Raw genomic sequence first — 25,204 nt, forward strand, 5'->3', positions numbered from 1 at the left:
CGGTGGTGCCTTCTTCGCGGGTAAACTCGCTCCTACAGGTACAGCAGTGCTTTTGAAAGCAGCGTAAAACCTGTAGGAGAGCGGGTTTACCCGCGAATAGGCCAACGGGACTTACAACCTTCGTCGCACCTGGGCGGGGCTCACGCCATAGGCCTGCTGGAAGTACTGCGAAAACCGCCCGGCGTTGCTGAACCCATGACGCAACGCCACCTCCGACACCGAGCCGAACTCCCCGCGTGCCAAGGCTTCATAGGCCCGTTCCAGGCGTACCTGACGTTGATAATCGACGATCGAAGCTCCCACGAACCGCTTGAAGCCCTGCTGCAGGGCCCGCAGGCTGACGCTGACCAGCGCTGCCAGCTCGGTGCCACTGATCAGGCTATGGGGATTGGCGCGAATGTAGTCCATGGCCAGCTTCACATGACGTGGCGCGATCTGCGGCGAGGGCCGGCGCAGGGCTTCGCTGTGGTTGTGCGGCCAGGCCTCTAGCACCGCGTCGATGAGCATTTCCTGCAAACGCACCGGCATCAGCACGCCCGCGTGGATCAACTGGTCGAACTCGCTGCCGGTGGCCAGCTCAAGCAAGGCGCGAATGCCTTGGAACGCCGCGACGCCCAAGTCCACCACCGGTTCGAAGCACACCGGCTGCAACACTGGGCGGCCCAACAGCATCGCCAACCGTTCGGTGATCAACCCCCGGCGGATCGACATGCCGCACTGGGCATGGTCCTCGGCAAACCGCAGCGCCTGGAGCGAGCGTTTGTCGATGGCCAGGCCCAGGCCGGGTCGGCCGGACGTCTCGCCGCCGTGCTCGAAGACCACCTTGCCCGCACTGGGCAGCACAAAGGTGATCTCGTCCTGGGGGGCGCCGAAGGTAATGCAGCAATCGCCTCGGTAGTGCATGCGGCGAAAGCTCACGCCCTCGTGACGCCCATACACGCCACTGATGACGATGTCGTCCGACAGCGCCAGCGAGTCGGCATAGAGGTTGTCGAACATCCGCGAGAACAACGCACCGAACGTGTCGCTGCGCATGTCCTCGGAGCGGAGGATGATCTGTTTACGGGGCGTGCCGGAATACACCTGGGGTCACCTGCTTGTTGTTTGGACGCAAGAGCGCCTGGACCTTACCAAGGGGGCATGACAGCGACGTGACCTGCACCTTATTCCAGCCAGTGCACCAGCAGGACCCCGGCAAAGGTCATCAACAACGAACCCAGCACGTGGGTCAGCACCGTGGCCATGGCCCAGCCGATACGCCCGTGCATCAGCATCGACACCACTTCGGCGCTGAAGGTGGAAAAGGTGGTGAGTCCACCGCAGAAACCGGTGGTGATCAGCAGACGCCAGGCGGGGTCCAGATTGGGCCACTTCATGAACACCGCCATGGCGATGCCGATGATGAAGCCACCGATCAGGTTCACCAGCAGCGTGCCCATTGGCATACCCGAAAACAACGAGTTGAGCCGCAGGCCCAATACCCAACGCAGCACGCAGCCGGCGCTGCCACCCAAGATCACGGAAAAGAGAGACAAATACACAGGACAACTCCATAGGACAAAAGTGACCCCTATGGAGAGACGGGCAATAGCCTACGCACCCTTCGATAGGGGGGAACGTAGGCATCATCAGCGCAGTGGCGCGGTTCAAGGAGGAATGCCATCTCCTAACCAAAAATCCTACGTGCCAAGGGCTGCCATGGCAACATTTTGAAGTAAATTCCTACAGAAAATAGCGAATTACACCCGTAGAATTGGCGCCTGGCGTGTGCTGCGTGCGCCCGGGAGCCTTCCCGAATACGGAGAACATTCATTTGTTTTCCGAGCGCTATTTTTATGTTGCATGCAGCCTCCAAACCTTTTTGGCGTTTCCCGTCCCGTTTTTTCTCGGCCGGAATTTCCCTGCGCCATCTTCCCTTCTTCCCATCCTTTGCTGCAGTGGCCCGGAACGCCCGGGGCCATCGTTTCGCTGTGTCCGCCTTCCGACGCGCCGCTGCCCTCGCGAAGGTGACGTCATGAACGAGGACTCCCGAATGAATGCACCTGTCCCCACCCTTGCCCGGCCGTCGATGATGCAGCGCCTGCTGACCAGCGAAGCCGCTGGCGGCGTGCTGCTGATGATCACCGCAGCCCTGGCCATCTTCCTTGCCAACAGCCCCTGGGCCAGCGCCTACCAACACCTGCTGCACCTGCCCGTAGGGCCCACGCTCAGCGACAAGCTCGGCCCGATGACCGTTCACCTGTGGATCAACGACGGATTGATGGCGGTGTTCTTCCTGCTGGTGGGGCTTGAGATCAAGCGCGAGCTGGTCGATGGCCGCCTGGCCACCTGGGAGCAACGCCGCCTGCCTGCATTGCCGGCCCTGATGGGCATGGCCGTGCCGGCGCTGATCTACCTGGCGGTCTCGCGCAGCGAGCCGGGCCTTGCCAGCGGCTGGGCCATTCCGGCAGCCACGGATATCGCCTTCGCCGTCGGCGCATTGGCGCTGCTGGGCCGACACGCACCGCTGTCGCTGAAGGTGATGCTGGTCTCGGTGGCGATCATCGACGACATGGGCGCCGTGGCGATCATCGCGCTGTTCTACACCTCGTCGATCAGCCTGCTGGCCCTGGCCGCAGCGGGCGGGATCATCGTCGTGCTGCTGGCGTTCAATCGCCTGCGCGTGGTGTCGCTGTGGCCATACCTGCTGGGCGTCGCAGCGCTGTGGTATGTCACCCTGCTGTCGGGCGTGCACGCCACCATCGCTGGCGTGGTCGGTGCGCTGCTGATTCCCTACAGCGCAGGCCGCGGCAAGCAAGCCAGCGTCAGCCCGCTGCTCACGCTCGAGCACGCCCTGGCGCCTTGGGTCGCGTTCCTGATCGTGCCGGCCTTCGGCTTTGCCAACGCGGGGGTCGCCTTCAGCCACCTGAGCCTGAGCGATGTGTTCGCCCCGCTGCCGCTGGCCATCGCCCTGGGGTTGCTGCTGGGCAAGCAGCTGGGGGTGTTCGCAGGCGTGTTGCTGGCGGTCAAGACCGGCCTTGCGGCCAAACCACGTGGGGCCAGCTGGCTGCAGATCTATGGCGTAGCGATGCTCTGCGGCATTGGCTTCACCATGAGCCTGTTCATCGGCGAACTGGCCTTCCCAGGGCAGCCCGAGCGTATCGACGAGGCCAAGATCGGCATCCTGCTCGGCTCGCTGGTGTCGGCCCTCATCGCCTGCGCCATCCTGCGCTTCGCGCCCAAGCCCAAAGCCTGAAGCGCCACGGTAATGGGCGAACCGTTCGTCGAGGTCCGCCCACACCCGCTCCAACCCCCAATGCCAATGCCCTTCTAACGAGCACGTGTCTATCACTGCCTGGGAGGGCAAACGACGATGAACGAACGATTCCTCGAATCGCTGACGAACACGACGCTCTTTGGCATCTCCGTGCTCAACCTGATGCTGGCCCTGGGGGTCAGCATCGTCACTTTCCTTGTCGCCCGCTGGGCGATCAGCTTCGTCAAACGCCGGGTCGAGCATTGGTCCTCCCACGATGGGCATTTCGCCCAAGTCCTGGCCAAAGTGCTGGAAGGCACCAGCAACGTGCTGTTGTTGCTCGCCGCCCTGCTGGTGGGTCTGAGCGCGCTGGACCTGCCCGAGCGCTGGCTGGATCGGGTCGGCAGCCTGTGGTTCGTGGTCGCCGCCTTGCAGATCGGGCTGTGGACCAACCGCGCCATCGCCCTGGGCCTTGCCCGTTACTTCGCTCGGCACAGCGCCGAGGGCTTCTACCAGGGCAGTGCCCTGGCCACCCTGTCGGCCTGGGGCGCGCGGGTGCTTCTGTGGTCGATGGTGCTGCTGGCAATGCTGTCGAACCTGGGCGTGAACATCACCGCCTTCGTCGCCAGCCTCGGCGTGGGTGGTATCGCCGTGGCACTGGCGGTGCAGAACATCCTCGGCGACCTGTTCGCCTCCCTTTCCATTGCCGTGGACAAGCCATTCGAGGTGGGCGACTTCATCGTCATCGGGCCGCTGGCCGGCACCGTCGAGCACATTGGCCTGAAGACCACGCGCATACGCAGCCTGGGCGGCGAGCAGATCGTCATGGCCAACGCCGGCATGATCAGCAGCACCATCCAGAACTACAAACGCTTGCAGGAGCGGCGCATCGTCTTCGAATTCGGCCTGTCCTACGACACCCCCACCGAGGCGGTGAAGAAGGCGCCGGGCATCGTCGCGCAGGTCATCAAGGCCCAGCACCAGGTGCGCTTCGACCGCGCGCACTTGCGCGGTTTCGGCAAGGAGTCGCTGGAGTTCGAATGCGTCTACATCGTGCTCGACCCTGGCTACAACCTGTACATGGACATCCAGCAGGCGATCAACTTCCAGTTGCTCGAACAGTTCGCCAGCATCGGTGCCAAATTCGCCGTGCCGGCGCGGGCAATCAAAGTGACCTCGCTGCCCCAGGCCTCGAACCAGATGGGCCGCGAGGCCGGCGTGTTCAAGGCCAGGGACTGATCGGCCCGGGCTTGGGACGCACCACTTCGAAGTGCCCGCGAAACACCGTTTCGACGATGCGCCACTGGCCCGCCTCACGCCGGTAGCGGTCCTGGTAGAAGCCACCGAGCTGGCGCGTCACACCGGTTTCGCCATCCCGGTTCTGGTAATGCAAGGCCCAGCGCGCCTGGGCGTTGTCCGAGTCTTGGTAGTCGATCTGCGGATTGGCGGCATGGTGCAGGTCGATCACCCGGGGCACGCAGGCCAGCTCGCTGTACAGCGCCAGGAAAGGCTCGCGGTCGTGAAAGACACCCAGCGGGCCGTAGTCGATCAGCACCGGGCCGTGCGCGAAGCAGTCGCGAATCGCCGCCACGTCCTTGAGGTCGCAGGCGTTGAGGTAGCGGTGCTTGAGTTCGCGGATGGCCTCCAGGGCTTCGAGGCGGGCGATACGTTGTTCGAGCGTCATTGCGTCTTGCATGAGGTTCTCCATGGAGTGATTGCCACTAGACGCCGTACCCACCGTCCACCGACAACACTTGCCCGGTGGTGTAGAGCGCACGATTGGAGGCCAGGAAGGCGACCGCATCGGCCACCTCCGATGCCTGTCCCCAGCGCTTGAGGCAGAGGTTGCGCTGCACGGCATCGCGCCATTTGTCATCGAAGGTGCCGTCCTGCCAGAGGCGCAGGAAGATGCCTGTCTCGATCACGCCGATGGCCACGCTGTTAGCGCGAACGCCGAAGCGCCCTTCCTCCTTGGCGATGCCCTGCAGCAGCGAATCGATGGCCGCCTTGGGCGCGACCGACAGCACGTCGCCTTCGGGCCAGCGGTGCATCCCCGCCGAACTCACATGCACATAAGAACCGCCCCCCTGGGCCTTCAAGTGAGGCAGCGTGGCCTGGACGATGGCGAAAAAGCCATTGAGGTCGGCGTCGATCACCGCGCGCCATTGCGCGACATCCAGATCACGGATCGGGGGTTGGGCGATGTCGGAGCCCGCGGCGATCACCACCGTGTGGATGCGCCCTTGGGCGAGGATGGCCGCGAGCGTGCGCCGCACGCCGTCCAAATCGCTCATCGACAACTGCCAGGCCTGGGCGCGTTGCCCTTTGGCCTGCACGGCCGCGACCACCTGGGCGGCACGCGCTTCGTTGCGGTGATAGGTCAGCACCACATCCGAGCCGAGCTCGGCGAAACGGCCGCAGATGGCCTCGCCTGCGCCACCGCTGCCGCCAATGACCAGGACCGCACCTTCGGGAAATTCCTTGCGTTGGGTCGTCACAGTGAATGCCTTTGTTGTTTTTGTGGCGGATAGTCCCGTGAAAGCTACCGTCATCAAAAAACCCTGCGCACCCTCCATTCGGACTACCCCGCCATACCGCCCTCGCCTCCGGCAACCTTTCAAGGAATCGACCCAACACCTGACGACGCAGCGTCAGGTTGCTACACAATTGCGTCACCCCGATTGAGGCCGCCGTTCGGCTTGTGGTACGAGATTCCCACGCCCGCCGACCCGCAGCGGGTGAGACAAGGAACCTCGTACATGCCCACGCCAAGAACAATAATCGCCGCCACCGCGCTCGTGCTCGCCGCGCCCTTCCAATTGGCGCTCGCCGATACCGCCCCAGCCAAGCCCAACCTGCTGACCGCCGCCGTCGCCTGGCGTCAGACCGCCGCCGAGTATCGTGCGCTGTACTACCAAGGTTTCAACCTGGCCAAGCTGCGCCTGGACCAAGCCCTGGCCGAGCGCAAACCCGGCGCCAAGCCACCGGCGATCATCAGCGACCTGGACGACACGATCCTCAGCAGCAACACCTACTGGGGCGCGCTGATGAACGAGGACAAAGACTTCTTCGACGACGCACTCTGGGACCGCTGGGTCGCCGCCAACGGCCCGACCCTGACGCCGGGCGCGCTGGCGTTTCTCGAGTACGCCAAGTCCAAGGGCGTGGAGATTTTCTATGTGTCCAGCCGCGACCAGGGCGACAAGACCGATGAGTACGCGCTCAACAACCTGCGCACGCTGAAGGTGCCCTTCGCCGACAAGGAACACGTGACCATCCTGCGCGAAAGCTCCAACAAGGAGCCCGCGCAGAAGGCCGTGGCCGAGCACCACGACGTGCTGCTGATGCTGGGCGACAACCTCAACGACTTCAAACGTCGCTACTACGTCGACGATGTCCAGCAGCGCGCTACGTTGCTCGATGAAGACCGCGCCCAGTTCGGCGACAAATTCATCGTCTTCCCCAACCCTACCGACGGGCACTGGATGAAGGCGATCTTCGGCGAGTCCGAGCCTGCCGACACCCCCGAGAACCGCGCCAAGTTCCGCGCGGCAGCGGCCTCGGGCGCCTGGCAGGCCAAGCCGTAGGCGCCGTCAGCCCATCCCGGTCGCCGCGGCGTAGACCTCCCCCAGCGAAGGGTTGCGCCGCAGCGTCTGGCCACCGCTGACATGAATCACCTGGCCGGTGACGAAGCTCGACTCGTCACCGGCCAGCCACAGCGCGGCATCGGCCACTTCCGCCGCCACGCCGCTGCGCTGCAACGGGATCTCGCGGTGATAGAGCGCCGCGATGCCCGGGTGCTGCAGCCCACCGCCGGACATCGGCGCATCGGCCAACCCGCCGGGTGCAATGGAATTGGCCCGTATCCCCCGGTGCCCGAACTCATGGGCGATGCAACGCACCACATGGTCCATGCCGGCCTTGGTGCCCATGTAGGCCGCGTGGTCATCGAACATGATGCTGGCGGTGACCGAGGAAATCTGGATGATCGAACCGCCCTGGGGCATGTGCCGCAGCAGGGCCTGGAAGTACTGGAAAGGCCCGGTGAACTGCACGGCGTTCATCCGATCCAGGTCCTCCTGGCTGTGTTCCAGGAAAGGCTTGAGCAGCCCCCAGCCAGTGGCATTGACACCGATATCCAGCCCACCGAAGCGCTGCGCGCTCGCAGCGACGAGTGCGTCCATTTCGCTTTGCGAGATGATGTCGCAGACCTGCCATGGCACATCGAGGGCATCGGCGACCGCCTCCAGCGCCTCGGCTCGTCGTCCGGCGATCATCACCCTCGCCCCGTGCTCGACGTAGCGCCGGGCGATGGCCTCACCGACGTTGCCCGGCGCGACGCCGAGTACCAATGCTGCTTTACCTGCCAATCGTTGGGACATGGGTTTGGCTCACACAATGAAGGCCACCGGCCTGCCGATCAAAACGCGCAGCCCAGGTAATGCCCGGCGCGCAGAGGGTTCGAGGCTACGGCACGGCAATGCGCCGATGCCCCGTCCGAATGGACGATGCTAGGGCCCGACCTGTACGTCATGGTGGACACTGCGAACGACTCCTGGGGCACTGCCTGCATGCGCCCATCCACCCTCCCGACAGAACTCTGAATATGACGACATCCATTCGTTTCGAAGGCGGTACCGCGGTCATTACTGGCGCGGCCAGTGGCATCGGCAGTGGGCTGGCGCGTCATGCCGCAAAGCTTGGCATGCAGGTGGTGTTGGCCGACCTCGATCTCGACAAGCTCAAAGCTGTCGCGCACGGGCTTCAGACCGAGACCCTGTGCGTACCGACCGATGTGCGCAAACCTGAAGCGCTAGAGGCGTTGGCCGATGCCACCTGGCAGCGTTTTGGCGGTGCCGACCTGTTGTTCAACAACGCCGGCATCATGGCAACGGGTTTCAGCTGGGAAATTTCACCGGAACGCTTCGAAAACAGCTTCGCGGTCAATGTCCATGGCGTGCTCAACGGCCTGCGCAGCTTCGTGCCGCGCATGCTCGAACGCAACGCGCCAGCGCGCATCATCAACACCGCATCGGTGGGAGGCTTTTTGGCGAGCCCGCTGATGGCACCCTACTCGGCGACGAAATTCGCCGTCGTCGCCCTGACCGAGTCGCTGCACGGCGAACTGAAGATGCTCGGGACGCCCGTGGGCGTGTCGCTGCTCGCGCCGGGGCCTGTACGCAGCGGCATCTTCGACAACCCCTTTGGCGATGCGCTAGACCGCCCCGAAGTGCGCGGGTTCGTCGACACGATGCGCCAGATGCTGGACGCCCATGGGCTGACCCCGGACCAGTTCGCCGAGCGCGTATTCGAAGGTATCCGGGAGGATCGCTACTGGCTCATTCCACAACCGCAAGTGCTCAATGACGCGCTGCAACGCCGTGTGGAAGACATCCTCGCCGGTCGCGACCCGGTGATGCCAACGCTCTGACACCCGCCGTGCGCACCACCGAACATTTCAGGTGGTGCGCACGCCGCTTCGTTACGAAAGCGAGACCTCCAAGGCATCGCCGTTCAGGCGCGCCGGCCACACTTTCAGGACCTGTTCCGGGTATTCCAGGCAGGTGCCGTCCTGCAGACGAAAGTGCTGCGTGTACAAGGGCGCCGCGATGACCAGCTCGCCAGCCAGATAACCGACGATGCCTCGACCGATCACGTTGGCGCCCGACGGCGGGGCGCGGCCCTCCACGGCGAACAGTTGTTCGTCCTCGGGCAGGTAGAACAGCGCCACCTGCACGCCGTCCACCAGCGACACCACGCCGGAATTGGCCTCCCGTCGCATCTGTGCCTCGGCGCATTCGCGGGTGCAACCGGACACGGCCAACTTGAGCTTGTGCGGTGCGCGTAAGCCTTTAATACCCAGCTAAGTGCGCTGCCCATCGTTGGTTCGCTGGGGTTTATGGAGCGCTTACGAAGCACGTATACTCGCGCGTCGACTCACTACATGATGTTGTCTACCCCCTCCAGGCAACATCTGAATTGGAGCCCAAGTTGAAAAAAGCCCCTGATCTGACAAGCCTCAACTGGGATGACATCAAATACTTTCTGGCCCTTTATCGCTACCGACGATTGTCTTTGGCTGCTCAGCAATTGGGCGCCTCCAGAGCGACAGTGTCGAACCGGATTCAATCCTTGGAGAGCGCCCTAGGCCTTCCTCTTTTTCGCCAGGAGGAAAACGGGTTCACGCCAACCCCCGCAGCCATTGAGTTGCTGCACGTTGCGGAAAAGGTCGAGCAGAACTTGTCACTTGATTACTTAGGTGAGCGCTTGCAGAAACTGGATATTCCGACCATCAGAATTGGTTTGAATGAGGGGCTTTCTGACAATTTTATCGCTTTTGAAATGGCTGGCTTTGCCAAACGGCACCCGGCGATGATCAAGCTGGTGACTCTTCCAAAAAACACCAATGTCGCGACCAAAGAGGTCGATATCAGTATTACCATCCAACAGGCCAGCAGCGAACTTGTTGTGAGCAAGTTACTGACCAACTACGACCTGGGTGTTTATGCCGGCTGCAACTATGCTGCCAACCTGCCGGACCCGCTGGAGGTGGGATCGCTTGGTACGCTGCCCTGGATTGGGTATATCGAAGAGTTGATGTACTCGGATTCTTTGCTTTATCACTTGGAATTGCCCGACGAAATCAAATTCTCCTTTCAGAGTACCAGTCTGAACGCCCAGATTCAGGCAACACGTGCGGACCTCGGACTGTGCATATTGCCGTGCTACATCGCCGAGCACACGCCTGGTTTGGTCAGGGTGTTACCGCACCTGAGTTTCAGCAGGAGCTATTGGATCTCCACACGCAAGGACGTCATCGGTAGCAAGAAGCTGAAAAATGTCTGGGATTTCTTGATCGAACGATTCAGGGCTGAACAGTCGATGTTCATCGGCTACTGAAACCTCAGTAAAAAGCCCCGCCCGCAGGCTCGCAGGAGGGGCCACCCAAGTCTCAATAGGCGCATGTAGTTGACCCATCAGAAAGGTGAACTCACCAAACTGGCCGAGTACAGTTCTGGCCGGCGGTCATTATAAATATCGCTGACTCCGCTATGTGCGGCACCGCGAGAGAAATCCAGAGTTTTGTTCCGCGCCCGCGACAAGCACAGCGTGGCATAGATAAGTGTCTGCGCGGAGTCTTCAGCGTTGGCAGAGATATCACCCGCGGTATCGAATATCTTACTTTGGCCAAGGAAAACCACATCATTCTCTACACCGGTACGGTTGGCAGACATGACATAGACATGATTCTCCATGGCCCGCACGGGTAAGATGAAATCAACGATTTTGCCCGAGGACGATGGCAAGTTCGTCGGGTGAACCAGTATGTCCGCACCCTCCAGGGCCAATGACCGTGCAATCTCGGGGAAACGCGCTTCGTAGCAAATCATGATGCCCAGCTTGAACTCCCCGACCTGATAGAGTCGAGGCGGTGCATTGCCCGCGCTGATAAAACGATCCGCTCCGATATTCGGCAAGTGGCTTTTCAGTTGTCGCTGCCGATTTCCCGCGGTGTCGACGAACGTACAACTGTTTACCCAGGTGCCTTCGACACACTCCAGCGAGCCGACAATCACATGGATGGCCAGGTTCTGGGCGGCCAAGGTAATGGACTGCAATGCAGCCTCAATCTCTGCCGCAGCGAGCGCATCTAAGTCATCGGCCGCGGTCACAACATATCCAGTCAGCGCGCATTCGGGGAAGACCAGTAAGTCGACACCTTCCTGGGCGGCCGACTGCATATCGCGCAAAATGTGTTCGCAATTGGATGCGACCGCAAACAGCGTGGGGGCAAACTGACTACAGGCAACACGCATAGTTTTCTTACAGGGAGGTATTCAGCCTCCCTGTATCTCCTTACTTGATTTTAAAAGCGACGGGCTGCAATGGCGCACCGGTGGCTCCGCGCAGGGGCATGGCGGAGGCAAGCAGACCCATTTCATATACCCGATTCTTGGCCAGTTCTTCGAGCCAGAGGACTTCAATGATTGGCATGCCCATCTCGCACAGCAAGTAGGTATGCACGGGGAAGTAGTTGCCCGCTTCGGCAGAGGGCGTTTGCTCCAAGGCAATGTTGTCCGAGCCGACGATGATGACGCCCTTTTCAGCCAGGTACTCGGCACCGCTCAAATTCAGGCCTGGCGAGTCGTTCAGGTATTTGTCCCGATCGGGCCAGACCCGCATGCGACCGGTGCGAACGAGTGCAATATCGCCGGGTTGAAGGGTGGAGCCTTGGCTGGCCAGCGTTTGCTCAAGATCTTCGGCGCTGATGCCATAGGAATCCTCCAGTATGTCGACGCCTTTGTAGCCAGCGACGTCGATCAGCACGGCGCGCGCTGCGATATAGGGGAACTGCTCGGCGCCACAGACATTCCAGTGGCGGCTGCCCAAGTCTGACCCGGTGTCAAATTCGTTCCAGATCTTGTCACCATAACCGAAGTGATTAAGCGTATCGATATGGGTACCGCAGTGGGTATACATCGAAATAGCATCGCCTGAATAGCCGATCAGTTGCTTTGCGTCCTTAGATGCACCTAATAACTGGTCGTTTACATTGCCCTGAGGGGTATGTGTCATCCAAATCTGGTATGCAGGGTCACCGGCACCCGCCCACGAAGGCATGCCGATAAAGTAATCAACAGACAGGTTGTAACTTTTACTGTAGTCCAAGCTCGATAGAATGGCGTTGCGCGAAGCATCGGTAATTAAGTTCAAACGACCAATCTGGTCGTTCTCACCCCAGGGACTTTTGCTGGGCTGTAGTTTCCGGTTATGAAAAAAGTCGCACATGAGCTGTCTCTTTTGTTGGTCTGTTTTTGGAGTGTAACTTTTACTGTGGCGCCTACAAGGTTTCAATAAATCACAGGCCCTGTCATTTTTCTAACAGTCGCCATAAGGGGCTGCACGGTTTGATCATCGAGGCATGCCGCCACCGAACTTGTACACTTCGCCCAGGAGCGAATACCTGTCGGCGAAGCCTTGGCAACCCAGGCTTATGGCATTACATCGCCGGAGTTCGGCCCCAAGGTTTGCCCCACGAACAAATTGCCACCGGGGTCGCTGGCGAGCAGTACCGCAGTCGGTGCCACTTCATCGACCAGGCCGAAACGGCCCAGGGGCAATTCGGCTGCCTTGGCGACTTTCCAGGCGTCGCTGATCCCGGAGACCAGCGGTGTCTCGATCGGCCCTGGGGCAATGGCGTTGACCAAGACATTGTCCTTGGCCACTTCCAACGCCAGGGATTTGGTGAAACCAATCACGCCGGCTTTGGCGGCGGCGTAGTGGGTCAGCTCGGCGCCGCCTTTGATCCCCAGTTGTGAGGCGACGTTGATGATTCTTCCCCAGCGCTGCGCCAGCATATGTGGCAAGGCGCGCTGACTGGCGACGAAGACGCTGGTGAGGTCGACCCGCAACATGTCATTCCACATCTCGATACTCAGATCGACACAACGTGCCTGGGTCAGCATGCCGGCATTGTTCACCAGAATATCGATCCCGCCGAACTGCGCGACACACGCGTCGACACCGGCTTGAGCACCTTCGACAGTGCCGACATCGGCCACGCACTCAAAGACCTCGGCCCCCAGTTCGCGGCAGGCCCGAGCGCTGCTTGTGAGGCTCTCGGGGTTCCGGTCGGCTAGCATCAGTCGCGCACCTTCCCGTGCATAAGCGCGGGCGATAGCAGCACCAATACCGTTGCCAGCACCGGTCACCAAGGCGCGTCGATTGTTTAGGTGTTGCATGTTCCATCTCCTGGTTCAAGTTGCTGTCATGGCGAGCAAGCAATGCTGCGATTAATCTGGCCAACGAACCGTGAGCCCACCATCGATAATGATGCTCTGGCCAGTCAGGTAACTGGACGCTTCACTTGTCAGGAACCGCACCAGCGCCGCCACCTCATCTGCACGTCCTGCCCGTCCCAACGGGATGGCCTTGGCAGCCTGGGCAAGCCCTTCAGGGCCAAGGGAGTTTTTGCTGTCCAGGGATTGTGGGGTTTCGATCAGCCCGGGAATCACCGCGTTGCAACGAATGCCGCGACCCGCCAGTTCGACCGCCAACGAGCGGCAGAGGCCGGGGACACCGGCTTTGGCAGCCGCGTAGTGCGCATGGTCCTGCCAACCGTAGACACCGCCTGCGATCGATGAAATCGCCACGAGAGCACCGCCCTCGCCCATGTGCCGAACAGCGGCGCGGAAGGTACGCATTACCCCGGTCAGATCGACGTCGAGCATCGCGTTCCAAGCTTCGTCGGTCATTTCCAGCAAAGGTGCGCGGCGAAGCAGTCCGGCATTTGCAACAGCGTAATCAAGACGACCGTATGCTTTCACTGCTTGCTCGGCCAGCTCATCCACCGAGCGGCTGTCGGTCACATCCAGCGCCCACATCAGGCACTCGCCCCCAGCCTCTTGCACCAGGTTGCAGGTGTGTTGCGGGTCGTGTGGGTCGGCCGGGTAATACCCGCCTACCACTGTGACACCCTGATGGGCATAAGCCACCGCGAGGGCCTGGCCGATACCACTGGCGGCACCGGTAATCAAAGCGACTTTACGGGTCATGAGCGACTCCTTATTTCACGATTTCCGGACGAACATGGCGGGCGGCGAACATCAGCGCGCCGGAGAGGAAACAGGGGATGGCACCGAAGTACAGGGCCGAGGTCTGCCAGTCGCCGCCGGCCAAGAGCACCTGGGTCGCGCCCAAACCTGCTACCACGGCACCAATCGGACCCATTGCATGGATCACCGCACCACCGGTGGCACGGATACTGGTAGGGAAACTTTCACTGATGAAGAACAGCGCCGCCGAGTAAGGGCCGATCATGAAGAACAGTCCCAGGCTGTAGAGGCCAACCACCATTGGCATCGTGCTTGGGCCATAGAGCATGCCGGCGAACGACAGACCACCGAGCATCCAGCCCAGGCCGATCACATTGCGGCGACCGATCTTGTCGCCCATCCAGCCATGGCTCAGGTAACCGCAGTAGCCCACGAGGTTGGACAGCACCAGAATAATCAGCGAGTTCTCGAAAGTGATGTGATGCACGCTGACGATCACCGATGTACCCAATACGCTGAAGATCTGGATCGCAGCCCAGTTGAGCAGGATCGCCGCACCGATCACTAGAGTTGCACGGCGCGAAGGGCCTCGGAAGGCAGCGGCCAAGCCGGCTTTGCTGTGTTCGCCGTAATCCACGCCATAGGTCGTCGCGACCGCTTGTGCCTCGCTGACCGCTCCACTTTTACGCAACTGGGTGATGCGTTGATGGATCTGGAACTGCGGGCTCTCCTTGAGCTTGCGGGCCATGATCGCAATCACGATCGCTGGAATCGCTGCAAAAATGAAGCAGCCCTGCCAACCAATGATCGGCAGCAATAGCGATGTCAGACCGGCAGCGATCAACGCTCCGACCGGCCAGCCGCCCTGCACCAGGCTATAAATGAAGCCTCGGCGCTTAGCCAGTTTCGGGTCATCGGAGGCTGCATACAGTTCGCTCAGGTAGGTGGCGTTGACCGTTTCTTCGGCGTACCCAAGACCGCCCAGCGCGCGAATCAGCACCAGCGGTGACTTGCCCCAGGAACCGCCGATGGCGGTAAGGGCCGAGCAGATTGCCGAACCGCTGACGGTAAAGATAATGCCCATGCGCCGTCCGAGCTTATCCACTAGCGGGCCGATGGCGAGGGCTACGACCGCCGTACCCACCGCCACCCAAGTGGCGATTTGAGCTTGTTCGATCTCCCCCCAGCCGTAATGCCGGCCGACTTCCGGCAGCAAGGTACCGAATAGAATGAAGTCGTACACGGCAAAGACCCAGGCGAAGAAGGCAATCCAAGTGGCGAACCGCACTTGAGACGGTGTCAGTTGCTGGGGCTTCCAGCCGGTTAGGTCGAGCTTATTATAAATAGACATGAATCAAGCCTCGATAGGGTAGCGGAGATCGGGGGTTGCAGGGCGCGGTTAACGTAGTTGGCGAACGCATCAAAAGTGACGAAATTAACGCTGACCTAGGTTAAAGCGAACGGGCATTCGGCACGGATCAGTAACTCGAAACTTTTTAGGTGGTGGTTATATGTCGCACGGGAAAGTTTTTTGCAGTTATAAGCAACTGCAAACAGCATGGAAACAAACTGACTACAGGTAACACGCGCCATATGCTCACCGGGAGGCATTTAGTATCCCCGTATCGCCTTGCCTGACTTTTAAAGTTGTCGCTTACATCACCCTGAGGTGCGTAATCCAGCGCTGACAAGAAGAATCGCCGTCACCCGCCCACGAAGGCATTCCGATCAAATAACCAACGGAAAGAAGGTGATTTACGTAGTCGAGGGTCGATAGAATGGCGCTGCGCGAAGTATCGGTTATCAAGTTAACACGAGCAATCTGGTCACTTTCATCCCAGAAATTTTTGCTGGCGTTGATCTTCGGCGGCGAAAGAAGTAGTACATGATCTATGTCATCTGTTTTTTGTTTTCGCCAGATATTAACGTGCTCACAAAAATCTACAAGCTTAAAAAAATCACAGGTGCTGTCATTTTTTTTACAGTTAGCGCGAGTGGATCTGCACGGCTGATGAGTCAGTAAAAATGGTGGTAAAAATCATTTGTGAGGGGTAATCACGGAGGCTCTATCTGTCTGTGCAGAATGGGTCAGAAATGCAAGATGGTCTCGTACCGCTCCTAGGGGCTGTATGACAAGTCTTGAGACGACGGTCAGGCAAGGCAAAAACAGCCGAGGAACGGTCGGAGTCACGCTCGACTTTACGGGTTGTAAATGAGCATTCCGAGGCTGTTTTCAACGCAGCATCACAGAGTCCGTTAGAAAAAAGGACCTGGCCCCTGCTTCGGGCCAGGTGTTCGGCAATTACCCGACAAGGTCGATGACTCGTTCATATAAACACCCTACCCGCTACGGACAGCAGGCAGGGTTGCGTCATCACTTCTGCGCAGCCCGCGGGTGCAACAGCCAGGCGGCCAGCGCCGGCAGTAGCAGAATGGCCCCGAGCAAGTTCACCAGGAACATGAAGGCCAGCAGGATGCCCATGTCGGCCTGGAATTTGAGCGAAGAGAAGGCCCAGGTGGCAATCGACAGGGTCATGGTCACGGCTGTGAACACCGAGGCGGTACCGCGCTGCTTGAGTGCCTCAACGAAAGCGTCGCGCAGGCTCATGCCGCGCTCGTGCATCTCATGCTTGATGCGTTCAAACAGGTAGATGCCATAGTCCACCCCTACCCCCACGCCCAGTGCTACCACAGGCAGCGTATTGACCTTCAAGCCAATGCCCAACAGCGCCATCAGCGCGTTGCACAGCACTGTCACCAGGGCCAGCGGTAGGATCACGCAGAGGGTGATGCGCCAGGAGCGGAACATCCACAGGCACAGCAATGCCACCGAAGCGAACAACGCGCTGTTCACCAGCTTGTCACCGGCATGTACCACCTCGTTGGTCGCAGCCATCACGCCGACGTTGCCCGAGGCCAGCTGGAAGCTGACCTGCTCGTTGTCGTAAGCCGCCTTGAACGCCTTGATCTTGTCCATCAGCGAACTAATAGTGTTGGCCTGATGATCTTTGGTGTAGATCGATACCGGGATCGCATTGCAGGCGCTGTTCATATACTCGGTTCCAACACGGGTGGCGAAGCCCACGCCCTGGGCGATTTGCGCAGTTGACTCAGGTAGCACGCGCCACTTCAGATCCGTTTCGGCATAGGCCTGGGTGATGTTGGCGACGAAACCGGCCAGGCTACGCACCGAGGACACGCCATCATCCTGGCGCAGGAAGAGCTCAAGCTCGCTGATTGGGTCCAGAACCTCTCGTTTCACACAGGGCGTCTCCTCGTCGCCCTTGGCCTTGACGATAACCTGCAGCAGATCTAAGCCAATGGCGAAATCGTGGGTGATCATCGCCACATCTTGGTTGTAACGCGACTCTGGACGCAGTTCCGGCACACCGGCGCCGATGTCGCCGACATTAAGATGGCGCGCCTGCTGCAGGCCCAGGCAGAGCAAGACGGCCGCGCAAGCCAGAGCCACGCTGGCACCACGCCGGGTCGCCAACACGCCCAGATGCTCCCACAGCCCTGCCCCGAGGGTTTCCTTGCCGCGCAGCTTTTGCGCCTCAGCCGCTGACAGGCGCATAAACGACAGCAGGATCGGCAGCAGCATCTTGTTCGTGACAATCATCACCGACACGCCGAGGGTAGCGGTGATGGCCAGTTCGCGGACCATCTCGATGTCCACCAGGGCAATCACCACGAAGCCCAGGGCGTTGGCCAGCAACGCCACGGCGCCGGGGATGAACAGCTTCTGGAAGCAACTGCGCGAGGCGGTGACACCATCGGCGCCTTTGAGGGTTTCCAGCTTCCAGGCATTGGTCATTTGCACCGCGTGGGACACGCCGATGGAGAAGATCAGGAACGGCACCAGGATCGACATCGGGTCCAGGGTCAGGTGCGCCAGCGGCAGCAGGCCGAGCAGCCAGACCACCGGGACCACCGCGCAGATCAGCGCCCAACCTGTGAGCATCAGCGAGCCCGAATACCAGAACAGCAACAGCGCGGTGATGACAAAGGCCACGATGAAGAACACCAGCACGCCCGACGCGCCTTCGGCGATATCGCCAATGGACTTGGCGAAGCCGATGATGTGGATGCTGATGTCGCCGTTCTGGTTTTCCTGGCGAATCTGCTCCAGCTTCTTCGCCACCTCCTGAAGGTCCAGACGCTGCCCGGTGATCGGATCGGTCTCCTGCAGGTTGGCCACCACCATGGCCGAGGACAGGTCGCTGGAAACAATGCGCCCAACCCAGTCTGATTTGAGCGTGCGCTCGCGGACTTGGGAGATCTGCTCGGGTGTACCGGAGTAACTGAAGTCCACCAGGTTACCGCCGGTGAAGCCGTCTTCAACCACCTCGGTATAGCGCACGTTGGAAGTGAACAGCGAGGTCACTGAGCTGCGCTCCACACCATTGATGAAGAACACTTCATCGGAGACCTTGCGCAGCACCGCCATGGCGTCCGGCGTAAAGACCTCGCCCTTGTTGTTCTTCACCGCCACCAGCACCCTGTTGGCGCCACCGAAGTCCTTCTGGTACTCAAGGAAGGTCTGCATGTACGGATGGTGCAGAGGGATCATCTTGAAAAACCCCGCCTCGACCTTGAGCTGCGTGGCGCTGTAGCTCAATGCCAGGGTGATCAGGATGAATAGCGCAAGCAATGGCTTGCGCTGATGGAAAATCCAGTACGACACCTTGCCGACCAGCCCCTGCGCGAAGTCCTTACGGGCCAGGTGCTCGGCGTCATTCACGAAATGTTCTTGCTTGCTCATGGTTATTCCTGCTCCTGGCCGAGCATCGTCACGCCACGATCACCGACCACCAGCAACCTCCCATCGTCCAGCTCGACCGCCCGGGCCACGCTGGCATGGGTGGAGGCGTGGGTCGTGAATGTCAGCCCTTGGTCGTCACTGGTCAATTGCAAGCCGCTGTTACCGAACACCAAGACGCGACCCGACTTCTGCTGGAGCGCACCGTTGATGGCAAAGGTGGTGCCGGTCTGGCGTTGGCTCCAGGTCTTTCCGGCATCGGCGGAATACCAGAGATTGCCGCGCATGCCGTAGATCAGCAGGCCACCGCTATCTAGCTGCAACGCGCCGAACAGGCTCCCCGCGTAGGGGCTGTCCATGGTCTGCCAGCTTTCTCCCTGATCGGTGGAGCGCGCCAGGGTGCCACTCTCCCCGACTATCAGCCAATCACCGCCTGCCAGAGTAATGACTTGGGAAATGTGCCGGTCGAAATCACCGTCGATCACCGGCAGGCGCTGCCAACTGACGCCGTTGTCCTTTGACAGCAGGTAAAGGCCGAACGCGCCCCAGGCGGCCATGCGCCCATTCCCCAGTGCAGCGATACCGAGCAGGGCATCGCCGTTGCTGTCAACCTCGACAGCGTTCCAGGTGCGACCGCCGTCGACGGTGCGCAACAAGGTGCCACCATGGCCGACGGCAACCCCCACCCGAGGATCGACGAACGCGACACCGGACAGCGTGCGGTTGCTCCCGGTGCGGACGCTGGTCCAGTTGACCGCATACTCATCGGCGCACAGCACTACCCCGCGCTCGCCGACCGCCACCAGGCTGTCGCCGGTGACGGTGACATTGAGCAGCTGCACACGGTCCGGGTGGATGACATAGTCCAGCGCCGGTGGCTGGGCCTGGGCTTGGGCGACAAGCAGGCACAGGCCCGCCAGCGCCAGAATGCGGCGTAACGACATAAGACAGAGCTCCAACGGGCCGATGGCCCCCGGTTACAGGGGCTGTGGCAGGTTCAACGGTGGCGGGGTTGGCTCATTTGCCCATGCGCCGCAAAGCGTCAGGCTGGAAGTCCACGAAGCGACCCTTGATGCCGAAGGTCCAGGGCTGGCTTTCCTCGTTGGCCAGGCCCGCCAGGTAGTAGCTACCGTTGCTCAGGTCGTGCCAGATGTTAGCGCGATACCAGGGCACCTGGGCATCGTAGAACTGCACCAGCGGATGCACGCCGATACGCCAAAGGATACCGCGGGTGTCGTAGGCGTCCGAGGCCAGCACGGTCCAGGAGTCCTCGTCAAGGTACATCACGCGCTTGCCGTAGACGTGCTTGGCGTCTTTGCGCAAGGTACCCTCCACCACCCACACACGGTGCAGTTCATAGCGCATCAGGTCGGGGTTGGGCGTGTTCGGCGTGAGGATGTCCTTGTACTTCACCTCTTTCGAGCCGAGCTTGTAGTCGTTGTACGGCACATACATTTCCTGCTTGCCGACCAGTTTCCAGTCGAAACGGTCCGGCGCGCCGTTGTAGCCGTCGAAGTCGTCGGTTACCCGCAGGCCTTCGGTACCGTCGTTGACGTTGTCGTAGGCCAGGTCCGGGGCACGCCGCACACGGCGCTGGCCTACGTTGTAGATCCACGCCGAACGGACCTCCTTGACCTGGTCGATTGGCTCATGCACCAGCTGTACCGTGCCGGCCAAAGTCGCCGGGGAAATGAAGCGCGCCGAATAATTGAGCAGGCGGTTCTCCGACGAGGTGTCCATGTTCGGGTCGAACACGCGGTTTTCCTGGATGCGCACGGTGTAGTAGTCACCGCTGCCGCGCACCGGGAACGACGCGTAAGTCCGCTGCAGGCCGCCGCCCAGGTAGCGCAGGTTGTGGTTCCAGATCGCCTCCAGGCCGTTCTTCGGAATCGGGAACGGTGTGGTGGTACCGTTGAGGTTGCTCACCCCGAAGCCGTTGAGCTGCACGTTCGGCGCTTCCTGCTTCACCTTCGCGGCGATGACCGCCGGCACCATCGCAGTTCGGTGCGTCGGGTAGACCGGCATCTTGAAGTTGGGGTACTTGGTCAGCAGCGCCTGCATACCCGGAGTCACCTTGTCCTTGTACTGCGCAAGGTTTGCTGCGGTGATGGTGAACAGCGGTTTCTCACTGGCGAAAGGATCGCTGTAGCCGCCGGTCGCGCTCCAGCCAACTGGCGGCTGTGCCAGCCCACCGGTATAGGAGGGAATCGAACCGTCGGAATTACCGGCCATTTCTCCGCCCAGCGGCGTCAGATCCTTGCCTAGACGAGCAGCCTGATCGGCAGTGATCTGGGCGAACGCCTGGCCACTCAGGGCAAGCAGTACAGCAGTTGCCAGCCCGCTCAGGCTGGCGGCGCGGAGCATCGTTTTCATCAAGCTAACCTCTTGTTGTTTTGTCAGAAGCTGTAGCTGTAGCTGGCGGCGTAGAAGTCGCGGTCGTGCAACGGGTCATACTCAGCGCTGTTGTCGAAGCTCACATAGCTGAAGTCCACTTTGTGCTGTTTGTTGTAATCGAAGGTGATACCTAGGGCAGAAGTGACACGGCCTTCGTTGAACTGCCCGTCCATCGAAACCCCGTCGACATCCTGGCCGAGGAAGGCATAGGGCGAAGCCGTGACGCTGGTACCGAGGAAGTTGTTGTAGTCAAGCTGCCCGCGCAGCCGGTAGCCCCAAGCGAAGTCGGTGACGTAGCCGTCGTTTTTGCAGCCTGCGGGGCTGGCGTTGTGCAGAGAGGGCACCGGTGAGGTGCAGGTGTCGCCACCGACCGGCAGGGTCGAGCTGGACCCCAGCCCATAGATGAAATCACGGCCATAGCGTCGGTCACCGCCGCCCTGGGGCACGTTATTCCACTGGAGTCCGACTTCAGCGATCACCGTCAGGTTGTCGGCACTCAACACATTGGGGAACACATTGACGCCGTTGACCTGGAGCTGGGTCTTTTCATAACGGTCCCACCCGGCGGTGAATGGCGAGCTGGCCACCTTGACCTCCTGGAACAGATTGGCCGCAGGTCCGATACCGGCCAATGCCCCGTTGAGCAGATCGGCACCGTTGATCTGTGTCGGCTGGTTGGGCGAGTAGCTCAGTTCCGAACCGATCGACCAGCCCGCAAGGACGGTGGTGAAGCTCAGGCCGAACAAGCGGATATCCTCCGGATACTCCCAGCTCGGGCCGATGAACTGGCCCGCCGAGTTACGCGCGATGGCGCCCGGCGTGCCGGCGTTGGGGAACGCCGAAAGCGCGGCGGAACCGGTACTGCGCATGCCCAGGTAAGGCGTCCGCGAGTGGTAGTTCAGGTAGTACAAACCCATCTCGCCATCGAGCGCGTCGATCGGGAAGCGGAATGCGATACCCCACTGGCCGCTGTCATGCGGATCCTTGCCCTTGGCCTGGGGCAGATAGGCACCGGCGGCGAGTTTGTCTGGTGACGAGGGGTTGGTACCACTTAGAAATGTACCCAGCTGGCAATCGCCGAAGTCCTGGCCGATGGCGCCTTCGGTCACCGACCAATAGTGACCGCAGCCTTCAATGGCGGTGCTTTCGTACTTGAGCTGGTAGAAGGTCTCCATGGAGATACCGGCAGGCAGCCCCACGTTCAGGTAGCCCATCCATACCGGGATCAACGCTTCCTTCAGCTCGGTGCCCGGGCGACGCAAGGCCGGTACGTCCAAGGGGTTGATCTGGTTGATGCCCTGGATGAATACACTCTCGCCCCAGTTCACCACCTGACGCCCCAGGCGGACCTGGACCGGGGTGTCATCGAAATAGAAGGTGTTGTACAAGTAAGCATCGAGCAGATAGACACCGCTGAATTTCTGCAGGTCGGCATAGCCGTCATCGTTGAGCGGTTTCTTGCGATAGCCGTTAGAGGCACTGCCGAAATTGACGTCTTCGTCTTCCAGCACCTGGTCGTACCAGCCCTTGATACGGATCAGTCCGCCCATGTCACCGTTGCGCAACGACAGATCGGTGACGAACTTGGCAATCGTGGAGAAGCGATCGCCCTTGTCATAGTTCAGGTTGCCGCCGTCCACCGAGTCTCCGGTGCCGCCGGCCTTGCCACGCAATGCACCGTTGCCAGCGCTGTACAGATCGGCATCCTGGCCCTCGGCACGCCATTGCGAGCCTACTGACAAGGTGGTGTTCCATTCCCCGTCCCAGCCATTGTCCAGCTGCAATGGCAGGGCATGAACAGAGCCCGCCGAGGCGCAGGCAATGGTGAGGAACAACGGCTTGACGAGCTTGTAGTTGTTGTAGTGCATGCAGGTCTCCGGCTTCGCCCTTGCCGTGTCGGGCTGGAGGAGCCCGCCGGGGGAGCGTTCTTGTTGGTGGAGAAAGCATGCACAGAGGTCCGTCGGAACCATTTGTCATTTCATGTCAGTTTTTTGCCATTAGCTGTCAGAGATCGATTTAAGCTGTAGAAAAAAATGCAATGAGGCGAGGATTCACCTGAACGCCAACCTGGCGCAGGCATGAAACCAACAAGAACGCTCACAACCATGACCGCCCTGATCAGAACGACCTCGCTCATAGGATTTACCCACCTTGTACGCGACCTGGCGGGCGACCCCGACGAGTTGCTGCGGCAAATGCAAATCGAGCCCAGGTTGCTCGAGAGTGGTTCGGCGGTTATTCCCTACCGCACGATGATCAATCTGCTGGAACTGTGCGCCGAACGCCTGCAGTGCGTCGACTTCGGCCTGAGCCTGGCCGAGCGGCAGAGCATCATGATCCTCGGGCCGCTGGCCGTCGTGGGGCAGAACGCCAGGAATGTCGGTGAGGCGCTCACCGAGATCGTGCACTTCCTGCACACCTACAGCCCGGGCGTGCAAGTGCATCTGGATACCGACACGGACCCGGACCACCCCCAGCTCATCTACGAGTTGCGCCTACATCCGGCGCCACGCCAGCGACAAGTCATCGAGTTGTCCTTGGGGGTGATGTTCAAGACCGTGCAGATGCTTTACGGGCCAGGGTTCCATCCCCACTCTGTGCTCTTACGCACAGAGGCACTCCTGCCGCAAAGCCGCTACCAGCGCTTCTTCGGCGCGCGGACCCATTTCGGACAAGCGCATAACGCGCTGGTGCTGCTGCCGGAACACCTGAGCAAGCCCATCGACCAGCACAACACGTTGCTGCACGACACCATGATGGACTACGTGAGCAACATGGGCGCGATCAACCCGTTGGATGTGCGCAGCCAGGTGGAGGACTCGATCCGGCGCCTGCTGCCCACCCAGCGCTGCGCCCTGCCGCTGATCGCCGAGCAACTGGGCATGCGTGAACGTTCGCTGCAGCGTCGCCTGGCGGACCACGGCGCGGTATTCGAAGACATGGTCGAGCAAGTGCGCCGGGAGCTGGCTGATCTCTACCTGGCCGAGGCGCAAATGCCCATGGCGCAAATCGCCGGCCTACTCGGCTATGCCGAGCAAAGCTCGTTCAACAGGGCCTGCCGGCGCTGGTACGCAACACCACCGCGCAAACGCCGCGCCCAGCTACGCGCTGACCAGATCGATCCAGGCCGGCAGGTAACCGACTGATGGATCAGTCGTAGGTGATGATGATCTTCGCCTGCTCGTCGGGTTGGGCCAGCGCAGCGAACGAACCGACGACCCCGTCCAGCGTCACATGGCCAGTGATCATCGGAGCGGCGTCGAGCGTGCCATCAGCCAGCGCGTGCAAGGTGTGGGCAAACTCCTCGCCTGTGTAGCCGAAGGAGAAATGCACGTTCATTTCCTTGCCGATGCCGATCAGCGGCTCGATGCGGTCACTTTCCATGCACACGCCGACCACGATCAACCGTGAACGCGGAGGCGCGTTCTGGATCACCTGCTGGATCAGCCCCGGCACGCCGACACACTCGAACACCACGCAGGCCCTGGGCTGCGGCCCCAGCCCGAGCAGCGCCATCGGGCCATTGATGTCATAGCCCTCGGGTGCCGCCACCTGCAGCCAGGATTGGTAGGGCGACTGCTCGGCCGGGTTGACCACCACGTCCGCGCCCATCTTCTCGGCCAGCGCGCGGCGTCCGGCGGAGAAGTCCGCCGCCACCACCGGGCCGATACCGCGTGATTTGAGGATGGCGATCATCGCCAGGCCAATCGGCCCGCAGCCGATCACTACCGGTATTTCGCTGCCCGCCAGGTTCGCCCGGTTGACCGCATGCGCCGCCACGGTCAGCGGCTCGGTCAATGCGGCGAGATCGGCCGGCAGGTCCCCCGGCACCGGCATCAGCATCTGCTCGGCCAGCACCATCTGCTCGCCGTAGCCGCCCGGATAACGGTTGGAGAAACCGATGTGATGGAAATGCTCTGGGGTAATCACGAAGGGTAGCGAACAGACGCGCGTACCAACCTGAAGCGTCTTGCTGCTCCCAGGCCCGTGATCGAGAATCTCGGCGCAGTATTCATGGCCGAACACCACGTCCTGGCGATCATCGAAGGCAATCGGGATATTGCCGCGCTTGAAGTTGGCCAGCACGTGCTCGCAGTGATGGAACATGTGCAGGTCCGAGCCACAGATCCCACAGGCTAGCGTCTTGACCAGCACCTCGCCACGGCACGGTACTGGCGCGGCGATCGAATCTATTAGCAGTTGCTTGTCACGCATGACAACGGCTTTCATCAACACTCTCCTACTTAGATCCCTTCC

At 60.9% G+C, this 25,204-nt stretch carries 22 protein-coding genes and 1 riboswitch; of the genes, 6 read left to right on the forward strand and 16 right to left on the reverse strand.

All coding sequences use genetic code 11. The annotated features are described in order from the left end of the window. Nucleotides 1-111: 111 nt before the first annotated feature. A complete protein-coding gene (locus IEC33019_RS11505; protein WP_170831751.1) occupies nucleotides 112-1,083 on the reverse strand; it encodes a helix-turn-helix transcriptional regulator in 972 nt (323 codons plus the stop codon). An 80-nt stretch (nucleotides 1,084-1,163) separates the two neighbouring features. Beyond that, nucleotides 1,164-1,541: a fluoride efflux transporter CrcB gene (gene crcB, locus IEC33019_RS11510; protein ID WP_070091834.1), complete on the reverse strand. Its 378-nt coding sequence runs from the start codon at nucleotides 1,539-1,541 to the stop codon at nucleotides 1,164-1,166. Between the two features lie 71 nt (nucleotides 1,542-1,612). Continuing rightward, a riboswitch (Fluoride riboswitch) is annotated at nucleotides 1,613-1,676 on the reverse strand. Between the two features lie 356 nt (nucleotides 1,677-2,032). Between crcB and nhaA the strand changes: the two genes are divergently transcribed. Together nhaA and IEC33019_RS11520 are read left to right on the forward strand one after the other, a co-directional pair. Continuing rightward, nucleotides 2,033-3,235: a Na+/H+ antiporter NhaA gene (nhaA, locus tag IEC33019_RS11515; protein ID WP_070091835.1), complete on the forward strand. Its 1,203-nt coding sequence runs from the start codon at nucleotides 2,033-2,035 to the stop codon at nucleotides 3,233-3,235. A gap of 117 nt (nucleotides 3,236-3,352) precedes the next feature. Beyond that, the gene (locus tag IEC33019_RS11520; protein WP_070091836.1) at nucleotides 3,353-4,474 is read left to right on the forward strand and encodes a mechanosensitive ion channel family protein; all 1,122 of its coding nucleotides are present in this window, start codon (nucleotides 3,353-3,355) and stop codon (nucleotides 4,472-4,474) included. Here IEC33019_RS11520 and IEC33019_RS11525 read toward each other — a convergent pair. After that, nucleotides 4,458-4,931, reverse strand: coding sequence for a nuclear transport factor 2 family protein (locus IEC33019_RS11525; RefSeq protein WP_244509725.1), 474 nt, complete (start codon nucleotides 4,929-4,931; stop codon nucleotides 4,458-4,460). The genes IEC33019_RS11520 and IEC33019_RS11525 overlap by 17 nt on opposite strands. Nucleotides 4,932-4,956: 25 nt before the next feature. Continuing rightward, entirely contained in the window at nucleotides 4,957-5,733 is a 777-nt protein-coding gene (locus tag IEC33019_RS11530) for an SDR family NAD(P)-dependent oxidoreductase (RefSeq protein ID WP_070091837.1), read from the reverse strand. 261 nt (nucleotides 5,734-5,994) lie between these two features. Between IEC33019_RS11530 and IEC33019_RS11535 the strand changes: the two genes are divergently transcribed. After that, complete coding sequence (locus IEC33019_RS11535) at nucleotides 5,995-6,822, forward strand: 5'-nucleotidase, lipoprotein e(P4) family (protein ID WP_070091838.1); 828 nt, start codon at nucleotides 5,995-5,997, stop codon at nucleotides 6,820-6,822. A 6-nt stretch (nucleotides 6,823-6,828) separates the two neighbouring features. Here IEC33019_RS11535 and IEC33019_RS11540 read toward each other — a convergent pair whose 3' ends face one another. Further along, nucleotides 6,829-7,617 (reverse strand): SDR family NAD(P)-dependent oxidoreductase, encoded by a 789-nt coding sequence (locus IEC33019_RS11540; RefSeq protein WP_070091839.1) that lies wholly within the window; start codon nucleotides 7,615-7,617, stop codon nucleotides 6,829-6,831. A gap of 224 nt (nucleotides 7,618-7,841) precedes the next feature. Here IEC33019_RS11540 and IEC33019_RS11545 point away from each other — a divergent pair, with 224 nt between their 5' ends. Next, a complete protein-coding gene (locus tag IEC33019_RS11545; protein ID WP_070091840.1) occupies nucleotides 7,842-8,666 on the forward strand; it encodes an SDR family NAD(P)-dependent oxidoreductase in 825 nt (274 codons plus the stop codon). Between the two features lie 51 nt (nucleotides 8,667-8,717). On the opposite strand, the gene IEC33019_RS11550 is transcribed toward IEC33019_RS11545, so the two are convergent. Continuing rightward, on the reverse strand, nucleotides 8,718-9,017 hold the full coding sequence (locus IEC33019_RS11550; RefSeq protein WP_081337428.1) for a nitrite reductase (NAD(P)H) small subunit: 300 nt from the start codon (nucleotides 9,015-9,017) through the stop codon (nucleotides 8,718-8,720). A gap of 209 nt (nucleotides 9,018-9,226) precedes the next feature. Here IEC33019_RS11550 and IEC33019_RS11555 point away from each other — a divergent pair, with 209 nt between their 5' ends. Then, entirely contained in the window at nucleotides 9,227-10,135 is a 909-nt protein-coding gene (locus IEC33019_RS11555) for a LysR family transcriptional regulator (protein WP_170831752.1), read from the forward strand. Between the two features lie 77 nt (nucleotides 10,136-10,212). Here IEC33019_RS11555 and IEC33019_RS11560 read toward each other — a convergent pair whose 3' ends face one another. The 9 genes from IEC33019_RS11560 to IEC33019_RS11600 form a co-directional block, all read right to left on the reverse strand. Beyond that, on the reverse strand, nucleotides 10,213-11,052 hold the full coding sequence (locus tag IEC33019_RS11560) for a carbon-nitrogen hydrolase family protein (RefSeq protein WP_070091842.1): 840 nt from the start codon (nucleotides 11,050-11,052) through the stop codon (nucleotides 10,213-10,215). Between the two features lie 40 nt (nucleotides 11,053-11,092). Beyond that, nucleotides 11,093-12,025: a cyclase family protein gene (locus tag IEC33019_RS11565; protein WP_070091843.1), complete on the reverse strand. Its 933-nt coding sequence runs from the start codon at nucleotides 12,023-12,025 to the stop codon at nucleotides 11,093-11,095. A 203-nt stretch (nucleotides 12,026-12,228) separates the two neighbouring features. Beyond that, nucleotides 12,229-12,978 carry an SDR family NAD(P)-dependent oxidoreductase gene (locus tag IEC33019_RS11570; protein ID WP_070091844.1) on the reverse strand — a complete coding sequence of 250 codons (750 nt, stop codon included), beginning with the start codon at nucleotides 12,976-12,978 and terminating at the stop codon, nucleotides 12,229-12,231. A 51-nt stretch (nucleotides 12,979-13,029) separates the two neighbouring features. Then, nucleotides 13,030-13,791 (reverse strand): SDR family NAD(P)-dependent oxidoreductase, encoded by a 762-nt coding sequence (locus IEC33019_RS11575; protein WP_070091845.1) that lies wholly within the window; start codon nucleotides 13,789-13,791, stop codon nucleotides 13,030-13,032. Nucleotides 13,792-13,801: 10 nt separating this feature from the next. Beyond that, nucleotides 13,802-15,142, reverse strand: a complete 1,341-nt coding sequence (locus IEC33019_RS11580) for an MFS transporter (protein WP_070091846.1) — start codon at nucleotides 15,140-15,142, stop codon at nucleotides 13,802-13,804. A gap of 1,023 nt (nucleotides 15,143-16,165) precedes the next feature. Beyond that, nucleotides 16,166-18,556 carry an efflux RND transporter permease subunit gene (locus IEC33019_RS11585; RefSeq protein WP_099593566.1) on the reverse strand — a complete coding sequence of 797 codons (2,391 nt, stop codon included), beginning with the start codon at nucleotides 18,554-18,556 and terminating at the stop codon, nucleotides 16,166-16,168. A gap of 2 nt (nucleotides 18,557-18,558) precedes the next feature. Beyond that, nucleotides 18,559-19,497, reverse strand: a complete 939-nt coding sequence (locus IEC33019_RS11590) for a WD40/YVTN/BNR-like repeat-containing protein (protein WP_070091847.1) — start codon at nucleotides 19,495-19,497, stop codon at nucleotides 18,559-18,561. A 73-nt stretch (nucleotides 19,498-19,570) separates the two neighbouring features. Continuing rightward, entirely contained in the window at nucleotides 19,571-20,926 is a 1,356-nt protein-coding gene (locus IEC33019_RS11595) for a DUF1329 domain-containing protein (RefSeq protein ID WP_070091848.1), read from the reverse strand. Between the two features lie 23 nt (nucleotides 20,927-20,949). Then, nucleotides 20,950-22,815: a DUF1302 domain-containing protein gene (locus IEC33019_RS11600; RefSeq protein WP_070091849.1), complete on the reverse strand. Its 1,866-nt coding sequence runs from the start codon at nucleotides 22,813-22,815 to the stop codon at nucleotides 20,950-20,952. Between the two features lie 237 nt (nucleotides 22,816-23,052). Here IEC33019_RS11600 and IEC33019_RS11605 point away from each other — a divergent pair, with 237 nt between their 5' ends. Next, nucleotides 23,053-24,093 carry an AraC family transcriptional regulator gene (locus IEC33019_RS11605; protein WP_070091850.1) on the forward strand — a complete coding sequence of 347 codons (1,041 nt, stop codon included), beginning with the start codon at nucleotides 23,053-23,055 and terminating at the stop codon, nucleotides 24,091-24,093. A gap of 4 nt (nucleotides 24,094-24,097) precedes the next feature. Here the strand turns inward: IEC33019_RS11605 and IEC33019_RS11610 are convergent, their stop codons facing one another. Further along, complete coding sequence (locus IEC33019_RS11610) at nucleotides 24,098-25,177, reverse strand: zinc-binding dehydrogenase (RefSeq protein ID WP_070091851.1); 1,080 nt, start codon at nucleotides 25,175-25,177, stop codon at nucleotides 24,098-24,100. Nucleotides 25,178-25,204: the final 27 nt, after the last annotated feature.

This window comes from Pseudomonas putida (assembly GCF_002741075.1).
Taxonomy (GTDB): domain Bacteria; phylum Pseudomonadota; class Gammaproteobacteria; order Pseudomonadales; family Pseudomonadaceae; genus Aquipseudomonas; species Aquipseudomonas putida_T.